Origin of the sequence: Thalassospira lucentensis MCCC 1A00383 = DSM 14000, assembly GCF_000421265.1 — a bacterium.
GTDB classification, from domain to species: domain Bacteria; phylum Pseudomonadota; class Alphaproteobacteria; order Rhodospirillales; family Thalassospiraceae; genus Thalassospira; species Thalassospira lucentensis.
On the sequence record NZ_ATWN01000003.1, the window covers coordinates 183,901 to 200,233 of the forward strand.

Here is a 16,333-nt window from a genome sequence, read left to right on the forward strand (position 1 = left end):
CGCTTACCAGCCAACAAATTGACGGAATGCCGAAATCGGGCGACGGAACAGAAAAAAGAAAAGCGATACATCATTCCCCGAAATACGTGCTGTTCCGCGCAACCCCAGTCTTGGCCGCTCGGTTCCGGAAAATGATGCCTTCATATAATAACTCAACACACCTGACGGCGTTGGTTCCGGGGTGTAGCTGCTATAACGCAGCTTGGCATCAATCGGATCCAATGGTGAATGATCAAGAAACAGCGTTACGTCAGCACCTGTTTCAAATACGGATGCATCTGCAACAGGCAGTTCTATCAGAAGTTCTGTATCAAGCGGATCGGCAATCTGCATGAGCGCCTGCCCCGTTTGAACCGGTGTTCCCTCAAGATCCGCCTTGTCCCGAAAGACGGCAACCCCGTCACGCGGCGAAACGAGCACTACTTTGTTCAGAATACGACGCGCGTAATCCCGCTCTGTTTTGCGCAGTGCCATCCGGCTGCGCAGAACGGCAAGCTCGCCCTTGACACGCGGATCGACAAAAGATGCCTGCTGAGCACTCATCAACTCGCTTTGCGCAACCAGGAGCTCCTCTTCGGCAACGGCCAGACGGCCTGTAATTTCTGTGGCGTCATACCGCAAAAGAACCGTTTCTTCCTTCACCGGCTCATTGGGAGCAACAGAAACGGACTCAATCACACCATTCATTGGTGCTGTCACAATTGCGGCTTCGCGTGCAACCACTTCCGCAGGCGCCAACACGGTTTGTTGCACCGGAAAAAACATTGCGGCGAACACAATGAAGGTTGCTGCGATCGCAATCATTTTGGTTCGCGTCGCAGAAAAAGATGGCGACCAGGAGCGATCAAGGGCCGTCCAGGCATGGGCTGCCACTTCCCCGACCTTTTCAAGAAGAGCAATCTCTTCCGAACGGAACTCCCCCTCGCGAGATATCCAGAGCCCTCCCATCAATTGGCCGGATGGTGCTATCAACGGCAGCCAGAAAGCAGGCTGCTGCCCCCATTCCTGATAGCCTCGCGGATCCTGGTCTTCGATATCTTGTAGCGGCAACCAACCAGATGAGCTGCCCGCGCCCGTCCCCAAAAAATGACCAAGCACATCTGCTTGCCACCGGATATATGGCGCGTTGGTGTCAATGCTTGCAACATCAGAAGCCTGCAAAGGTTTGGCCACCGACTTTCGAACACCAAACAAGGTCGCCGAGTCAAAAGGAACAAGCCCGCGCAGTTGGTTGACCAAAACAAACGCAAGATCAGAAAGGTTTCTGGCGTGCCTAACCTCTTTCTCAAACTGAAAAAGACGCAAAAGGGCTGTTTTGTTCGCTGGTGTCGCTTTTGGTGTCATCTACGGGTTCAACGGGGTCGAAAATTGCGCAGTTCCGCTCATGCCTGCGATCAGGTTCGATGTATCGGAATTTTCCGCAAAACGCGCATAGACATTGACGGTCTGGCTTATCGGATCAATTTGCGCCCCCAGTCTAAGAATCTCGGCTTCGAGAGTCTTGCCCGTTTCATCGACAATCACATTGAACGCGCGCCCGGTTTTCAGCCAGGATAACCAACCAGACGGGATAACCAATTCGAGTTCCAGGACGCTGTCATCAAGTATTGAGATAAGCGGATCACCCGGTGCGACCGTCTCGTGGGGCTGGACATCGCGCCGGATCACACGCCCCTGATATGGGGCCGTAATTTGACATTGGCTTGCCACATACCCGGCTGCTGTCAACTCTGCTTGTGCTTTGGCGACGGCTGCTTCACTTAAAGCAACTTCCAGTGCGCCAGCAGACTGAAGCTTCAAAAGCTTTTTCTTGTTTTCAAGCAACTTGCGCTCGCCAACAAGGGTCGCTTTTGCAATATCCTGATGCGCACGCATCAACCGACAGTCAAAACCGACAAGCAAATCCCCCTTGTCAAACCTCTGCCCTTCGACAAACGGAATGTCCGTAACCCGCCCGGAAATTTGACTGGAAAGAACCGCACTGCTTGACGCTTTCAACAAGGCACGGACCGATTGCTGTTCTTGCGCATCAGAGACAGAAACAAAGGCCCAAAGCCCGATCATTACGATCAGGCTCCGGGCAAAAAATCTTGGTATGGTCACTATAACTGGCAACATTTCAGGAGGTAAACCAGGAAACCAACTTCTTAATGGGATCCTGATCTTTCTCTTCAGTTTCCTGTTCGCGGGTGGTTGTTTCAATTTGCTGACGAATTTCATCATCGTCTGGCATCTTGATATCGCCCGTAAACCACTGTGACGTCACGTTCTGAATCTCGGCTGCGAGCGTTTTGATATCCTTGCCGGAAACTTTATCTGGCAACGGGTCCCCCCCCAAAGAAAGATAAAGCCGCCCAACCGAATTGCGCATTTGGGCAAAGGCCAGATCCCGGCGCAGCTCCGAAAGCAGATACTGCAGGTCCGCACGAATGGCTTCGCGCTGGCCGGCACTGCCCGTGCTGACATTGGCATCGATTTGACCTTTGATACCTTCTTCTACGTTATAGAGCTCGGATACCGTTTGAAACTCGTCAATTGATTGGGTGTAACCGGCAAGCGCAATGTGCACCTGGCTCATCACCGCCATGCTCATCGCGTAACGGCGATAGTCGACGACATCAAGGCGTCCCTCTGCCTGCTCGATACGTTTTGGCCCTGTAAAGACCTCGAAGAGGTTCTTGTTGATCGAAGCCCCCCAGGAGAACCAGGTCTGTTCCCACGCGTAGGAGTTACTGTCGTAGTTCCAGGCTGTATCAAGTTCCAGTCCGGGCAGCATTTCAAGATATGCACGACGGACATCCTTGTGGCTGATGCGCTGCTGATAGGCTTCTTCATGCAGTTCCGGACGGTGCAAAAGAGCGATACGTTCCAGCTTGTCGACGTCACCGATCCTGATGTCGGGCACCTGAAAATCAACAGGCCCCGGATCCAGAGTGTATTTGGTACCCGGTTCCAAATTCATCAGGGTCGCAAGCTGGGTCTTTGCAGCATTCAGTTCCCGACGCAAGACCTTAAGCTGACGTAACGTATCAAGCAGTTCTTTTTGATACCGTAGCGCACTTAGCGGCGCTTCACTTCCCGATGCCTGCGCTTCGCGTACATCTTCAAGGGCCTTTTCTACCGTAGCCGATAGCGGTGCAATCCTTTCCAGCAAACGTTCCGCTGAAACAGCATTCCAGAAAGCGGCACGCACATCCTGGGTGATATTATGAACGACTTTGCGGCGGCGCTCTTCGGCGATTAATACGCGGTCGGCGACTTGCTGCGCACGAACATAGCTCAAGCCGAAGTCCAGAATGTTCCATGTAACGCCAATACTGGCGGTATTTATATCCCGGTCGCTAGACGTCGAATTTTCAAGTGATTGGGATCCGGTCGTCAGCGACTTGCTGCTCGAACCATTGAAATTGTCGCGCCCATCATACCCTGCCTCGGCAGACAACGTTGGCAAAAGATCAAGATTGGCCACAGTCAGGTTGTTGCTGGCAAGCGCACTTTCCATCAGCTTGAGACGCTGATCAAGATTGTATTTAAGGGCGCGGGCCGTTGCCTCATACACAGTAATTGGCGCCGTCACCTTTTCCTGATCAGCAAACAACGCCTTGCGATCGGTCTCAACACGATTGAGGTGATCTGCCATTGTCATTGTTTCCGGAACAACCGCACAGGCCCCAAGCAACAACATACTGCTGGCTGCCATCATTCTTGGCAGCGCCGAACTGCCAGTTTCACGACGTTTAACTGTATCCAAAGACAAAAAAGTCTCCCCCGTATTTGTCTTTTTAATCATCTCTTATGCTTCGTCCAATAATGCGTCCAAAAGAGCTGTTTCCCGCATGCCGACAGAAGATGCCAACTCAGCAGAGAAGCCACTGGCTCTTGGTGAATAATCGTTAAAGGTCAAGAGATCACCGTCTTCGGAAGGTTGCCCGTCGTTTCCGCCCAGGAACGAATTGGCAAGGCCACTCAGTCCACCACCGGCATCACCAAGAAGGCCCGAAAGACCACCGGAACTTCCACCATCAGCAATACTGCCAAGGCTCCCCGATGACCCGCCAGCAAAGCCACCCGAACCAGTTGAGCCCCCCACACTACCACCACCAGTTGCCCCACCGGCACCATAGAACTGGTTCAACTGGGCATCATTGCCCGTGACCACATTGCGCACGATGGTCATCGAATCAATACCGGCACTCGGATCACCAAGATCACCAGCAGACCCTGTGTCCGAACCGAACAGAACCGAAGCGGTTGTCGAACCGTCCACCCCGCCGACATTCGTCAGTCCAGGAGGGGGTGCCGTCACGTCAACGACAACAACAGGTGCAGGCGTATTGTTGCTTGATGACGCAGGCGCATTGCCTTGCCCCTGACCGCCATTCTGACTTACATTTGTACTGGTACCGCTGCTACCTGTATCTGTCGCACTATATCCCGAAACGGTAACCCCGCCAGTATCTGTGATGTTTGTCGATGCTGGCGCACCTGCCAGCCAGTTATCCGCCGCAGAAACACCATAAACGGCCCCGGTTGCTTCATTTGCAGAGAGAATGGCCTCAACAGCGGCCGCATCGGTGGCATTCAGTGTCACGGAAAACTGGGTCGCGGAGGTTACGTCAACATCTGCCGTCGTTGTCAGCGTATAGCTCGCCGCGTTCGGGCCCGTTAGCGACAGCACCGAAACATCGATGTCGTTATTCGCACCATTTGCAGCGACAAAATTGGTCCCGGTCACTGTCAATGTATTCGTCGAGGAATCATAGGTCGCAGACGTAATTGTCGGGGCTGCATAATTGGACAGGGTTACGCCACTGGTCGCATCCGAGACATCAACAGACGCGGCACTTCCCGTAACCCAGTTATCCGCTGCAGCAAGGTTATACGTCGTACTGTCATCTGACGCCGTGCCATCCTTGTTCAGAAGTGCTTCGACAAACAATTGATCCGTCGCACTCAGCGTTAAGGTCGCAGCGGTTGCCGAGGTGATATCAACATCTGCCGTATCGGTCAGCGTATAGGTTGCACCACCTTCACCGGTCAGGGTCAGAAGCGACGCATCAATATCGTTCGCACTCCCCGAGGCCGCAATGAAATTGGTACCGGTCAGAACAAGCTGCCCGGTGCTTGCGTCATAGGTTACGCCTGTAACCGCCGGGGCTGCAAAGTTCGAAACCGTGATGGCGTTGCCCGTCAAGTCCGCAACATTCACCGCAGCATCCGCCCCCTTGGCCCAGTCTTCCGCCGCAGCAAGATTATAGGTCGCCCCACTTGCCGCAGTGGTCCCATTGGCCTGAGTCAAGGCTTCCACACCTGCGGCATCCGTGCTCGAAAGTGTTACGGCAAAACTGGTCGCACTGTTGATTTCAACATCACTGCTATCAGTTAGTGTATAGGTTTCCCCGCCTTCACCTGTGATGGTCAGGGTCGAAACATCAATGTCGTTGTTTGCACCCGATGATTTCAGGAACCCGGTGCCCGTCACTGTCAAAACGTTGGTGGAAACATCATAGGTCGCAGAGGTAACAGTCGGCACTGCCACATTCGAGACCGTAATGGCATTGCCAGTTGTATCGCTGGTGTCACCATCCGTAACATTCGTATCCCAGTTGTCTGCAGCTGCAAGGTTAAAGGTGGTTCCACCTGTTGAACCGGTGCCGTTCTTGTTAAGGATTTGATTAAGTGCCGCCTTGTCGGTTGCACTCAACGTGATCGTAAACTGCGAAACGGAATCCCGTTCAACATCCGACGTATCGGTTAGCGTATAGGTTTCACCACCCTCGCCCGTGATGGTCAAGGTTGACGCATCAATATCCGCCCCGCCGCCATTGGCCTGAATGTTCGTTCCCGTCACCACCAACTGACCTGTTGATGCGTCATAAGTCGCCGAGGTGATCTTGGGATTGATTGTAACCGTCACACCGTTGCCGGTTGTATCGGCAATATCGGTTGCAGGGTCTGCTGCCGCCATCCAGTTATCGGCAACCGCGATGTTATATGTCGTACCACCGGTTGATGAGCTACCGATTTGATCAAGCAACGCATCAACCGCTGTCTTGTCGGCACCTGAAAGCGTCAGCGAAAACGCGGTCGCACTGGTGATTTCAACATCGGTCGCAGACGTAATCGTATGTGTACCGCCCTCGCCCGTCAGCGTGATCGTCGAGACGTCAACATCGTTCGCAGCACCGGATGCCTTGGTGAAGTTCGCACCGGTAACCGAAAGGATACCGGTATCAGAATCATACGTTGCCGAGGTGACTGTCGGGGCTGCAACATTGGAAACAGTAACACCTGTCGTCGCATCCGCAACGTCATCCCCCGCAGGCGCACCTGCCATCCAATTGTCCGCCGCAGAAATGTTATAAGTGGTTCCGCCCCCGGCGCTCGTGCCGTCCTTGTTCAGAAGCCCTTCGACATTTAACTGGTCCGTGGCGCTGAGCGTAATTGTCGCACTGGTCGCCGATGTGATTTCAACATCTGCGCTGTCTGTCAGGGTATAGGTCGCGCCACCCTGCCCCGTGATTGTCAGCAAACTTGCATCAATGTCGTTTGTCGCGCCTGATTGGCCAACAAAGTTTGTCCCCGTAAGCACAAGCTGTCCGTTCGCCGCATCATATGTCGCCGACGCAATTGCCGGTGATGCGTAATTTGAAACCGTAATCGCGTTGGTCCCATCCGCGATGTCGGTTGAGGCCGCCGCACCCGCAAGCCAGTTATCCGCAACCGCCAGATTGAAAGTGGTCCCTGAAGTGGCAGAAGTCGTCCCGTCCTTGTTCAACAGGCTTTCAACACCGGCAATATCGTCACCAGACAATGTGACCGAGAATGTCGTGCCATCCGTAATCTCGACATCGGTAGCTGACGTGAGCTGATAGGTTGCCCCGCCTTCACCGGTAAATGTCAGGGTCGACACATCAACATCATTGTTCCCACCATTGCTGGAAACAAAATTGCTCCCCGTTACCGTCAACACATTGGTGCTGTAATCGTATGTTGCCGAAGTCACAGTCGGAGCAGAGACATTCGAAACGGTAATCCCGGCCGTCGCATCCGCAATATCGTTCCCCGCAGGAGCCCCCGTCATCCAGTTATCGGCACCCGCCAGATTATAGGTCGTGCTGCCATCCGAAGACGTGCCGTCCTTGTTCAACAGGCCACGTACAGCCAACTGATCGGCAGCACTCAATACCACGGTCGCGCTGGTGGCCGAGGTTACATCCACATCACTGCTGTCACTGAGTGTATATGTTGCCCCACCCTCACCGGTCAGGGTCAAAAGGCTTGCATCGATGTCGTCGTTCGCCCCCGAACTGCCAACAAAGTTGGTTCCGGTCAGGACAAGCTGCCCGTTTGCCCAGTCATACGTCGCTGATGTAATTGCCGGTGCTGCATAGTTCGATACCGTGATGCCGTTGCCAGCTGTATCGGAAATGTCGATTGCTGCCGGGCTTTGGGTCATCCAGTTATCGGCAACGCCAATATTGAAGGTCGTGCCTGACGTGGCCGACGTCGTTCCATCCTTGTTCAAAAGACTTTCGACATTGACCAGATCCGCACCGCTCAGGGTAAGCTCAAACTGGGTAGGAGATGTGACGTCCACATCAGTCGCACTTGTCAGTGTATAGGACGTTCCGCCCTCTCCGGTAATCGTAATCGACGATACGTCAACGTCATTGGCCGCGCCGGAATTGGACACAAAGTTTGTCCCGGTGACCGTCAGGACATTATTGTTATAGTCATAACTCGCCGACGTCACCGTCGGACCAGCATAATTCGAGACCGTAACTGCGGTTGTCGCATCCGCAACGTCATTGCCCGCTGGCGCGCCTGCCATCCAATTATCAGCCGCAGCAATATTGAAGGTCGTACCCGCCGTTGCAGATGTCGTACCATCCTTGTTCAACAGCCCTTCAACCGCAACAATGTCTGTATTGCTAAGCGTAATTATCGCACTGGTCGCCGAAGACACATCCACATCCGATGTATCCGTCAATGTATAGGTCTCGCCTCCTTCACCGGTGATGGTTAGCAGGCTGGCATCTATGTCGTTGTTCGTCCCGGATGCAGAAACAAAATTGGTTCCGGTCAGGACAAGCGTATTGGTAGTGGCGTTATAGGTCGCCGACGTGATCGCAGGCACAGCATAATTCGAAACCGTAATGCCATTCCCGGTGGTATCGGCGATGTTGTTGGCGGCGGTCGCCCCCGCCATCCAGTTGTCGGCCCCGGCGATGTTGTAGGTGGTCCCTGCCGTCGCCGAAGAAGTGCCGTCCTTGTTCAACAGGCTTTCGACGCCGACGATGTCCGTGCCCGTGAGCGTGACGGTGAAAGTGGTGCCGTTGGTGATTTCCACGTCGCTGGCGCTGGACAGGGTGTAGGTCGCGCCGCCTTCACCGGTCAGGGTCAGCGAAGATACGTCGACGTCGTTGGTTGCGCCGCTTTTGTGCACGAAGTTTGCGCCGGTGACGGTCAACACATTGGTGTTGTAATCGTAAGTCGCAGACGTGATGGTCGGATCGGCCACGTTGCTGACCGTGACGGTGTCGGCGCCGCTGTCGGTTCCCGAGGCGTTGTCGACGATGAAGCCCGCCGCCCCGTTCACGTTATATGCAGTTCCGCCAGTCGATGAAGTGCCGTCGGTATTGAAAATTTGATTAACCGCCGCCCTGTCGGTGGCGCTTAAGGTCAAGGTGAACGTCGATCCGGCGATGTCGACATCTGCGGTGTCGGTCAAGGTGTAGGTCTCGCCGCCTTCGCCGGTGATGGTGATCTTGCTGGCGTCGACGTCGTTGTTCGCGCCGCCGGTGGCGGTGAAACTGGTGCCGGTGACCGCCAACTCGCCAGTGCTGGCGTCGTAGGTCGACGACGAAATACCAAACGGTTCTGCCGAATTTGCGACCGTGAAGCTGTCGAAGGTGTTTGCGTCAACGCTGTTGCCGGTGCCGCCCGTGGGGGTCATGAGAACGGTGAAGCCGGTGATGCCGGTAAAGGCCGAATAGTCGCCCGCAGAGTAGGCCGTGCTTCCGTTTGATGTGGTGAACGACGTCGAGACGTTCCCACCGGCCTTGATGCCAGTAATGGTGAAATCAAAGTCGCCACTTCCATTGTATTTTTTAAACGTCAAGCCCGTCAGGTCGAAGCTCCCCAGCGTGGAGCCGTCGGCGCTGACGGTGAACTGAACGCTTGCGGTCGACGGGGTGATCCCATAATAGAGGCCTGCCGCGTCGTCCGTATAAAGCGTTGCGGCACCGGTATCGGTGGTCATGGTGAAACCGTTAATGAAACTGCCGGGCACGGTGGTATTGGTGACGTCCTGAACGCCGTCGGGCAGCGCCAGAATCGTGTCGAAGTCCGCAAGGGCCAAGTCGGTGAAGGGCAGGTCGGTTTCGATCACGCCGCTGCTGGCTTCCAGATCCCAATCGCCGCCCTGGCCTTGATCGCCAGTCGGGTCGGTGGATGCGGCGACGTCCGCGCCGGTGCGCTGGGCGATGTCGTCGATGAAATCCTGGCCGATGCCGCTGCCGACTTCGCAGCCATACAACAGCAAATCGCCGTCAGCCGTGAGCGCCTGGCCCAGGGCGCTCAATGCCCCTGCGTGCGCATCCAGGTTGGCGCTGGTGACCAGGGACGACCCCAACTGAAATTCGCCCTCGCGACCGTGGGATATCACATGTATGGCGTCGTATTGTTTACCGGCGTATTCGCCGCCCGCGGCCAAGGCTTGCAAACCTTCCTGATCCGCACCGATGCGCAACACATCTATGTTGGCGGCGAGGTCACCGATCAAGGCTTCATAGTTGTCCACGGAAGTGTCGACCACCACCAATTCATGGCGTTCGGGCGTGCTTGGCGCATCGTTCGCGGGAGTGTCGGCCAAACTGTTCGCGGCGGCTTGTTGCGCCGCTTCCGCGCCGGTGGCCACGCCGGCGGCGTCGAACATAAAGCGCTGTTCCAAGGCCATGGCCATGGGCGCGATCACCGGGGCGGGAAAACGATCAATGGCACCGGGAACGCCAGTCCTTGTACGAGACGCCGTGGCGACCGAACGCTGCTTGCGCGCATCGCGCTTGGCAAAAATACCCATGCTTAATCGTCCTTACCTGTACCTTGCGCGCGCTATACCTTGCGCGCGTATTTGTCTCGTTCCCGTACCCCGCTTCGTCTTCGTGTGGACACGCATTTCCACACGTTCCGAGAGCAGGATTTAGACCCCAAAGTTGTCTAGTTCCTCAGTCTCCGTCGGCAAGCCAAACTCCACCTGCGCCCCAGCTTGGGACAGACAGACGATGAAAATGCAAGCCCGCCGCGCGGCCCCCGAGCGTGAGGCCATAAGCAGTCATGAAACCATCCAAACGTATAAAGTCGCGTGTAAAAATCCATGCGCACCTATATCATTACCTGTATGAGAGTGATACGTCAAATTTCTACATCCTACAACGCCTGTGTGTTAAAATAGCCGCAAATACTTGATCGTAAGGTTTTTTTATTTTTTTGCGGCAGTGTTTTCAAGAAAAAATACGCCATGCGTGTGTTTGAGGAAGCCATTGACAGGCGGTGGCCTCAACTTAAAACAGGCCATTAATCGTAATGGGTTCGATCAGATTCTAACGCAATGTGGGTGGAATTACGAATAGGGAAAGGAAATGCCGTCATGTCCAACGATCAGCCTCTTGTCTTGCAAACGGTTGAGTGCCCCAGCGCGTTGTCACAATACATCGGCGACGACGCGCGAGACGCGGAGGATGCGGGGGAAAACCCTGCGGCGCGCGCGGACGACACGACGCAGGCGCCAAGCCGCATGCGTCGTGACCAACTGTTGATGGACCACTTCACCAGCTTGATGAGCCATGAAATCACACTGGCGGGGGCCAATGGCCAAGCGCCGTTTTTATTGGTCGAAGGCTCAGAAAAGCCGAAATTCAGATACCCCGGTCAGGCGCGCATGCCGTTCAATCTGGTGTTTCGCAGCCTCAACGGAGTCACCCTGGGCGGGTCGCATTATGACGTGTTGCACCCGCAATTGGGGACGATTCCATACGTTATGCTGACCCGCACCTTGGTCTATCCGGATCAAGAACCGGGAATTTATTACGAGGCAATTTTCAATTGATGCGTGTATTTTTCGGACGGTATTTTACAATTCAATGAATGTTATAAAAAACTAGATATCGGATAGGTTGTAGCGTAACGTTAATTCAATGGCATTCTACCCTCTAAACGATCAATCATTATAAAAAAGACGAGGAGATAACGAGAGCGTAGATGCGGTTTGCTGTAGGGGTGTGGAACAAGGGACGCCGTCTTATGTTCGGTTACGCAACGGGCTTTATTCCTACAGCATTTCATTATGCATGACGTCGTCCATCGGCTGATTTGGCAATTTCTATGATAGGGAGAAAATCACAATGGAAACATTTCTGGGGTTTATCGGTGCGTTCGGTTTTTCGTTTCCGCCGCGAGGGTGGTCTTGGTGCGCGGGCCAGTTGGTGGCCATAAGCGACAATCAGGCCTTGTTTTCGTTGCTGAGCGACCATTACGGCGGTGATGCACGTTCGAGCTTTGGGCTGCCCGATCTTCGTGGGCGCGCGCCGATCGGCCAAGGCGAAGGGCCGGGGCAGCCGATTTATGCGCTCGGCGAACGTGCCGGGGCCACGACCCGGGTCTTGAGCGTTAATCAAATGCCGGCGCATACCCACGATGCCGTCGCCGCCGGCGGCCAAGTCAGTATCTCCGCCGATTTGTTCGTTTCGACCGAGGATGGTCAGACCGTTGTAGCCGATCCGGGCGATTACATCGGCGCCAGCATCAAGAGCCGTAGCGACAAAAACCTTACCTTTGTTCCGGCGGCCAGCAAGGGCGTTGTGGTGCCGATCGGCGGCCTTGAGGTGGATGCAGTGGGTGGCAAGCCGACGGTCATCAACGCCGAGACAGGTGGCGACCAACAGTTTTCCGTCTTGCAACCGATCATCGCGCTGAATTTCTCGATCGCCATGCAGGGCGTGTATCCGTCGCGCAACTAAACGGCGAGGGCGCGGTGGTTTCGTATACGGTTCAACCTGTGAACGACCATTCGCTCCCCACCGCGGCACTCCATGTAACACGTCACCTATCAAGATAATTAAGAGAAACACAGGCGGGCGGATATGCAAGACATCAACGCAAATGTGACCGGCCAGCGGCTGCTTGAACGGACTATCTTTGCCCACGCGCGCGCCGAAGATGTGCGCACCGAGCCGTTTCCCCACCTGGTGGTGGAGAATGCCCTGGATGCGGATCTGTTCGCCAAATTGTTGTCCACGCGGCCGCCTTATTGCGGTGACGCCGATGCGGACAACCTGCGCGCCCCGACGCCGGCGTGGGTGTTCATCAAAACCGAGCTGTTTGATCCCATATGGACCGATTTCGTGACCGCCCACACGCGTCCGGACATCACCCATGCGGTGCGCGCGTTGTTCAAGGGGCACTTGGCGGAAACACAACCCGACCTGCCCGACGACTGCCGTTTTGGCGTCGACGGGCAGGCGGATTGGCGCGCAGCCGATGTGCTGTGCGATGCGCGCCTTGAGATTATTTCACCCGCGCTCACGGCAGGATCGCACCGCAAGGCGCACCTGGATACGCCCAACCGGTTGTTTACGGCGTTGTTGTATTTGCGCACGCCCGATGACACGTCCGTTGGCGGCGGGCTGAACTTGTTTCGCTGGAAAAGCGGGCCGAAAGGCCGTCTGGATGCGTTTGAATTGGATGAAAACGACATCGAATGCGTGACGACGGTGCCTTACCGGGAGAACACCTTGGTGGTGTTTCCCAATTCGGTGAATGCGCTACATGGATGCGAGGTGCGCCAACCGACCGACCATGACCGAGCGTACGTCTTCATCACGGCGGAAATGCAACACGATCTATTTTAACGAACTAGCCGAGGTCCTGAGTCTAGGACGGCGTGAAGATGCGCGATGCGCCCATGGCTTCGGCGCTGGGATTCCACACCATACGGTCGGCGGCGGGATTGGTTTCGTCGACGACGAAGCCCTTCAGCGTCAACCAGTGTTTCAATTTCGGACGGTTGCTCAAAACCGTGATCGCCAACTGCACGCGTTGCTGCGCCGCCGCTTGCTGCATGGTGCCGATGACGATGGGACCGTAGCCCAGGTCTTGGGCGCTGGGGATGAACTGCAAATCGACGATGCGCACCTCCGTGCCGCCACTTTCGACCAACAGACGGCCGACATTGACGCCGATTTTTTCGATGATGAAATGCGCGGCATTGCCAAAGGCGGCACCATAACCGGTTTGCATGGCGGTTTCTTGCATGTCGACGATAGATTCAAGGTAGTCTTTTGCGCCGTCTGCGGCGCGGATATCGTCGCGATTATCCTTGATCAACTTGCTGACGAACGCCTTATCGGCAACGCTATCGCGATGCGGTCGGATCGACAGTCCACCAGGCAAATCTCGACGCCCAGACATCTGACGTTTAGCCATAGCCTACCCCCTGAAATCGAATGACTTCCAGCACCTTTCACGTATAGGACAGAGACACACGGAATGCTAGAAGTAACTGAAAATCTCGGCGAAGAGTACTGTGTGACCGAACCTGAGCGATTGACGGAAAGATGACATTCTTCGAACACACGAACTGTGGTGCTCCCTCTGCCCCGACACCAAATGAACGCCGGCTCATGATGAAGTTTGCATTTCGGGTTGGCTGCCCGGTGGTAGAGCCTGTGCCGCGACGGCGAGAGCCGCGAGAGCTGCGACAACCGCAGCGATCTGGAGCGGGACGGCGTACCGGACGTCTGGAGACGTCGGGTTATCCTCAATCGCGCAGTCGGCATAATGGGCAAGGGTGCCGATATCGGAACTCTCACCGACCTGACCTATTGGTTGGGAACCGGCTCTGATGGGATTGATGCGCCTGATTTCCAGAAGTCACCAGCAGAACGTCACGTGCTGCTCAGGCTGCCGTATCCCCTTACGCCTGAGTTGAACCGGCCACTCTGTCACGGACAGTTCGTGATGTGGCGTGCCCCGAGACAATGGTTGAGGAAGGCAACAAAAAGCTGATCGCAAGCTCTCGTCATCGACCGATACCTACAACGTGGTGAAGGCTGAAATTCTCGTACTGCGACAATAAAAGCGCTGAAAGCAAGGAGAAAAGCGATGGTGCCCCGGGGAGAATCGAACTCCCACTCACTAAGTGAGACAGATTTTGAGGCTATATCAAATACAATAAAATCAACGGGATTTCCGGGGTATATCTTCAATTTTCATGTCAACATGTCAGTGTTTTGGACAGATTTCCGGAATGAAAGATTGATTATAACGAACGTATTCAAGACAGTAAAATTGCAACGTTCGAACATACAAGCTGAATTTCATTTGATGGGTCCATTCAACTTCCACGCACATCGCCACTTGATAGGCTGAGACTTTAGCTTACTACAATAAACAAACTTCAAACGAACGAGAGCAAAGTGCCATCCGCTAAAAACTTGCACTCAGAACCATACGTCCAGAACAGAGTCGCGGTGTAATTTTCGAACATCAACGATTCTTAGCATCACCAGATTATTCCGCAATCACAAGTTCCGTTTCAACGGATTCAATCTGTGCACGTGCTGACGCAGATGGCTGAGCATCAGTGATCACCGCCGAGAACTCAGAAAACGGGGCGAGAACGTGAAGTGCTGTATGATCGAACCGCAAATGATTGATCAATAAAACCGAACGTGTCGCGGCATCCATCATCCGTCGTTTGGTACGGGTGATGTCATCATCCATGTGATAGACATGGCCATCGCCTGCGGCCGGTGTGGAGATAAAGGCAATATCCGCACGCAAGGCAGCAAGGGTCTCCTCCGTCACCCGGCCAACCCAGGCATTATATTTCGCTGAATAACGACCACCAAGGGCAAGCACGGTGATCCCAGGTTCCGATTTGAGCTGCTCCATGACGGCATCATTGTTTGTCACCACCGTAAGCGGACGTTTTTCAGGTAACAGGCTCCCCAGAACCGCCGCAGTAGAACCGTCATTGACCATAACCGTCATGCCCTGCTCCACCCATTCAAGGGCGGCGCGCGCCATACGTTCCTTGAGATCGTGTCCTTGAAGGTTGCGAAAACGGAAGTCACTTTCAAACTGTGACCCCGGCTCGATCGTTGCTCCACCACGCGTCCGGCGGAGCAACCCTTCGCCTTCAAGATCATCGAAATCACGGTGAATGGTCATTTTCGACACGCCGAAAGTCTCGGCAAGTTCATCAAGCTGCACGGCACCATCGCGCACCAATGCATCAAGGATCTGTTGCCTACGGTCATCTCGTTTCATGGGGTGCCCTTTTGCGCGGTATATCAATCTAGCAGAGCGCGCGCGGTCCGTTCGTCCGTAATAAGGCCAGCCACCCTACCCGATCGCAGCACCGCCCGGATCGCATCAATCTTATCCGGTCCGCCCGCAACGGCGACAATATCCTCTTTACGCTCAGGATCATAGCCCACTGCCAGCGTTCGCGCCGAGAGCGTCGTTTTGACAACAGCCCCATCAGCATGGAAGAAATCCCCAAGCATTTCTCCCTGTGCGCCGGCCGCCGCGATTTCCTCAATTTCGGCGGGTTCGATCATGCCCGATGATACAAGCTGTGCATCGGCCGTGGTGGTGCCAATCCCGACGATTTTTAAGGTTGCCTCCTGCGCCATGCGGAAGACCTCATCCACGCCGCGCTGGGACAGCAGCACTTCACGGTCTTCAACCGTGTTGGCGAAAAACGGGACTGGCATCACATAAGCGCGCGCGCCGGTCTTTTCGGCAAGCCGATGCATAACATCATGCGGGTTGGCCGAAAAATTGCGGGTCAGGCCACCAAGCAAGGAGACGAAATGAAGGCCCTTGGCATCAATCCGGGGAAGCTGGCGTGTGACTTCGGCCAATGTTCGACCATGTCCCAATCCAATAATCGAATGTTCGCCCGCCTCGAACTGGCGTTTAAGATATGCTGCACCTGCCAGTGCCAGTGCCCGCACGGGCAGTCCTTCTTCGCCGATATCTGGTGCCACCTCGCAGAGCTTAAGGCCGTAAGCCTCAAACAGCCGCGTCTCAAGTTGAACACACTCGACGATGTCCCCTTCAATCGAGACCTTCACACGCCCGTCAGCGACGGCTTTGGCGATAAGCCGGTGCGCCTTAACCGATGGCAAACCAAGCCTTTTTGCAACCTTGGCCTGAGTCAGGCCACCAACATAGTGCATCCAGGCAGCCCGAATGGCGAGCGTTTCGTCAGTTTCGTTCATAACATCCTTCAGCCCGGATGGGCCTCAACGTAAAGAGTTGT

Annotated in this window: 10 protein-coding genes; 3 read left to right on the forward strand and 7 right to left on the reverse strand. The window is 55.0% G+C overall.

Annotated features, from left to right (window positions below):
• Window positions 1-3: 3 nt before the first annotated feature.
• From K355_RS23430 to K355_RS23445, 4 genes are read right to left on the reverse strand one after another with little or no spacing between them, the layout of a single operon-like run.
• Window positions 4-1,344 (reverse strand): efflux RND transporter periplasmic adaptor subunit, encoded by a 1,341-nt coding sequence (locus K355_RS23430; RefSeq protein WP_022731524.1) that lies wholly within the window; start codon window positions 1,342-1,344, stop codon window positions 4-6.
• A complete protein-coding gene (locus K355_RS23435; RefSeq protein ID WP_022731525.1) occupies window positions 1,345-2,064 on the reverse strand; it encodes an efflux RND transporter periplasmic adaptor subunit in 720 nt (239 codons plus the stop codon).
• Between the two features lie 55 nt (window positions 2,065-2,119).
• Window positions 2,120-3,757: a TolC family protein gene (locus K355_RS23440; protein ID WP_162142289.1), complete on the reverse strand. Its 1,638-nt coding sequence runs from the start codon at window positions 3,755-3,757 to the stop codon at window positions 2,120-2,122.
• 36 nt (window positions 3,758-3,793) lie between these two features.
• Window positions 3,794-10,084, reverse strand: coding sequence for a DUF4347 domain-containing protein (locus tag K355_RS23445; protein WP_022731527.1), 6,291 nt, complete (start codon window positions 10,082-10,084; stop codon window positions 3,794-3,796).
• Between the two features lie 567 nt (window positions 10,085-10,651).
• On the opposite strand from K355_RS23445, the gene K355_RS0107620 reads away from it, so the two are divergent.
• The 3 genes from K355_RS0107620 to K355_RS0107630 all read left to right on the forward strand — a co-directional run bounded on the left by K355_RS0107620 (window position 10,652) and on the right by K355_RS0107630 (window position 12,911).
• Window positions 10,652-11,110, forward strand: coding sequence for a DUF6916 family protein (locus tag K355_RS0107620; protein ID WP_022731528.1), 459 nt, complete (start codon window positions 10,652-10,654; stop codon window positions 11,108-11,110).
• 295 nt (window positions 11,111-11,405) lie between these two features.
• Complete coding sequence (locus tag K355_RS0107625) at window positions 11,406-12,020, forward strand: phage tail protein (RefSeq protein WP_022731529.1); 615 nt, start codon at window positions 11,406-11,408, stop codon at window positions 12,018-12,020.
• A gap of 123 nt (window positions 12,021-12,143) precedes the next feature.
• Complete coding sequence (locus K355_RS0107630; protein WP_022731530.1) at window positions 12,144-12,911, forward strand: 2OG-Fe(II) oxygenase; 768 nt, start codon at window positions 12,144-12,146, stop codon at window positions 12,909-12,911.
• Between the two features lie 22 nt (window positions 12,912-12,933).
• On the opposite strand, the gene K355_RS23450 is transcribed toward K355_RS0107630, so the two are convergent.
• From K355_RS23450 to K355_RS0107655, 3 genes are all read right to left on the reverse strand, one after another.
• Entirely contained in the window at window positions 12,934-13,485 is a 552-nt protein-coding gene (locus tag K355_RS23450) for a hypothetical protein (protein ID WP_022731531.1), read from the reverse strand.
• A gap of 1,086 nt (window positions 13,486-14,571) precedes the next feature.
• Complete coding sequence (locus K355_RS0107650; RefSeq protein ID WP_022731534.1) at window positions 14,572-15,333, reverse strand: DeoR/GlpR family DNA-binding transcription regulator; 762 nt, start codon at window positions 15,331-15,333, stop codon at window positions 14,572-14,574.
• A 23-nt stretch (window positions 15,334-15,356) separates the two neighbouring features.
• Window positions 15,357-16,292 carry a sugar-binding transcriptional regulator gene (locus K355_RS0107655; RefSeq protein WP_022731535.1) on the reverse strand — a complete coding sequence of 312 codons (936 nt, stop codon included), beginning with the start codon at window positions 16,290-16,292 and terminating at the stop codon, window positions 15,357-15,359.
• Window positions 16,293-16,333 lie beyond the last annotated feature (41 nt).